Raw genomic sequence first — 2,637 nt, 5'->3', positions numbered from 1 at the left:
GCTACATTCACTAAAAAAATTGTAGCTGAGGACGAGATCGAATATCGAATTGTCAGACCTGACGGCGAAATTCGCTGGATTCGCGATCGGGCTTTTCCGATTACCAATCAAGCTGGTAAAGTTTACCGCGTCGTTGGCATTGCAGAAGATATCAGCGACCGAAAACATTCGGAAAAAGTCATCCGCGAAAGTGAAGAACGCTTCCGCCAGCTAGCAGAAAATATCCAAGATTCCTTCTGGCTACTTTCTGCTGAATTGACCGATTTATTGTATCTAAGTCCAGCTTACGAACAAATCTGGGGGCGCAGTCGCGAAGAATTGTATGCAGAGCCGATAAAATGGATGGATTGGGTGCATCCAGAAGATAAACACTGCTTGCAAGAGGCAATAGGGCGAGTGTTGCAGGGCGAGTCCACCAGTACCGAATATCGGATTTTTTTGCCAGATGGTAGTATTCGCTGGGTTTGCGATCGAGCTTTTCCTATTTACGACGAATTGGGCAACATTTACCGCATCGCGGGTATTTGCGAAGATATTAGCGATCGCAAATTGACTGCTGCCCGCATCCAAGTAGCACTCCGTGAAAAAGAAGTATTGCTCAAAGAAATTCACCACCGAGTCAAAAATAATATGCAGGTAGTTTCCAGCCTGCTGCAACTACAAGCTCAATATATTGAAGACGAATCGACGCTAGCTTTATTTGAAGAAAGCCAAATTCGCATTCATTCAATGGCTTTGATTCACGAGCAACTTTATCAATCCGACAATCTCGATCTGATCGATCTCCCCCTCTACATTGAAAATTTGGTTGCTAATTTGTATCAATCTTTTGGTTGTGGCAACACTTCCATCCAATTCAATGTCAACGTCGAGCCAGTTTCTTTAAATATAGAAACAGCAATTCCTTGCGGTTTGATTATTAACGAACTGGTTTCTAACTCGTTGAAATATGCCTTTACCGACAGTTTGGCAGGTGAAATTAAGATTAATTTTTATCTTGAAACAACTTCTCAGCAATTTCACTTAAGTATTCAAGATAACGGCAGGGGATTTCCTCCGGGTTTCAACGTAGAAAATGCCGAAACATTAGGATTGCGATTAGTGCGGATGTTGACAAACCAATTAGATGGAACTCTGGTGATTGACAGTCAGTGCGGAACTTGTTACGATATTAGTTTCGCTGAGTTGACTTATCGACGGCGCATTTAAAAAAGAATATGAACCCGATCAAGATTTTGGTTGTCGAAGACGAAGTGATTGTCGCTGAAGACATAGCAGGCAGGTTAAAAAAACTGGGTTATACAGTAACAGCTATGGTTGTTTCTGGGGAAGAAGCCCTGGAAAAAGTCGCAGAAGAACGGCCTGACTTAGTGCTGATGGATATCGTGCTTAAAGGTGACATGGACGGTGTAACAGCAGCCGAAAAAATCAGAGCCAAGGTAGATGTACCAACGGTATTTTTAACAGCTTATGCTGACGAGAAAACGCTGCAAAGAGCGAAACTTACCAACCCGTTTGGTTATATTATTAAACCATTTCAACAACATGATTTGCGGGTGGCGATCGAGATTGCCTTGCACAGACACGAAATCGAAGCCAAGATGCGAGAATCTCTCAAAGCTTCGGAAGCAATCAGAGAGTCGGTGGAAGAAAAATCGCACCGCCAAAACCAGTATATTTCAATGGCTGCTCACGAATTGCGGAATCCCCTCAACGCAATTTTAATCTCTGCAGAGCTCCTAGAGCTCGATCGCGCTCGCAGCAGTGACGAATCCCAAGTCAAAACCCTGCGGCTGGTGCACTCAGCTACCCAAAAGATGAACCAGCTAATCGACGATATGCTGTTCGTGGGAAAAGTAGAAGCAGGTAAACTCAAATGCAATCCATTCCCGATAAATTTAGTCGAATTTTGTCAAGATTTGCTGGCTCAATTGCAGTTAGGAAATGAAGCCAAGCACAAACTAACATTCATCCCGTCTGACGTTACCAGCGCGATTTTAGACCAACAATTGCTGCACTGCATTATTTCTAACTTAATCGTCAACGCCATCAAATATTCCCCTAACGGCGGTGAAGTCAGCTTGGAATTGCAATACAGTCAAACAGGAGATGGAAACAAAGAACCTATTTTCTGTTTGTCTCCTGAGTGTTTGTTTCGCAATTCCCAAGTTACAAATATTAACTCTCCCTCCCTAATTATCCGCATCCGAGACGAAGGTATGGGCATCCCAGAAACCGAAGTCGGGAAAATATTTGAAATGTTCTACCGCTGCAAGAATACTGAGAAGATTAAAGGTAACGGTTTGGGATTGACGATTGTTAAAAAAGCTGTGGATTTGCAAGGAGGTGCGATCGGCTGCGAAAGCAAAATGGGCATCGGAACTACCTTTACAGTCGTGCTTCCCTATGTAGCTCTTTCCTCAAAAAGTCATAGATAAGACTTATCTAATCATCAAAATGTTGCAAAATCCACTCAACCGCCGCAGCTAAATTTGCTGCAATAAAATCCGGTTTAGTATGGTGCTGATACTCGCCGCTCAACACGCTTTCCCCGTAACCAGTCTGCACCAAAATGCCAGTACAGCCGGCATTGTGAGCCAGATCGACATCAGTCGCTTTATCCCCCACCATAAAACT

3 protein-coding genes are annotated in these 2,637 nt (G+C 43.5%); 2 read left to right on the top strand and 1 reads right to left on the bottom strand.

Going from position 1 to position 2,637, the window contains the following annotated elements; all coding sequences use genetic code 11:
* Together WBA89_RS27600 and WBA89_RS27595 are read left to right on the top strand one after the other, a co-directional pair.
* Positions 1 to 1,209, top strand: a 1,209-nt coding sequence (locus WBA89_RS27600) for a PAS domain-containing protein (RefSeq protein ID WP_424410829.1), incomplete at its 5' end; no start/stop codon positions are given.
* An 8-nt stretch (positions 1,210 to 1,217) separates the two neighbouring features.
* Positions 1,218 to 2,438, top strand: coding sequence for a hybrid sensor histidine kinase/response regulator (locus tag WBA89_RS27595; protein WP_424410828.1), 1,221 nt, complete (start codon positions 1,218 to 1,220; stop codon positions 2,436 to 2,438).
* A 7-nt stretch (positions 2,439 to 2,445) separates the two neighbouring features.
* Here WBA89_RS27595 and WBA89_RS27590 read toward each other — a convergent pair.
* Positions 2,446 to 2,637, bottom strand: a 192-nt coding sequence (locus WBA89_RS27590) for an HAD hydrolase-like protein (RefSeq protein WP_424410827.1), incomplete at its 5' end; no start/stop codon positions are given.

The sequence above is a fragment of the Microcoleus sp. genome, assembly GCF_049646505.1.
Taxonomy (GTDB): Bacteria; Cyanobacteriota; Cyanobacteriia; order Cyanobacteriales; family Microcoleaceae; genus Microcoleus.
The sequence above is the reverse complement of the archived record's forward strand: the minus strand, read 5'-3'. Positions and strand labels throughout refer to the sequence as shown.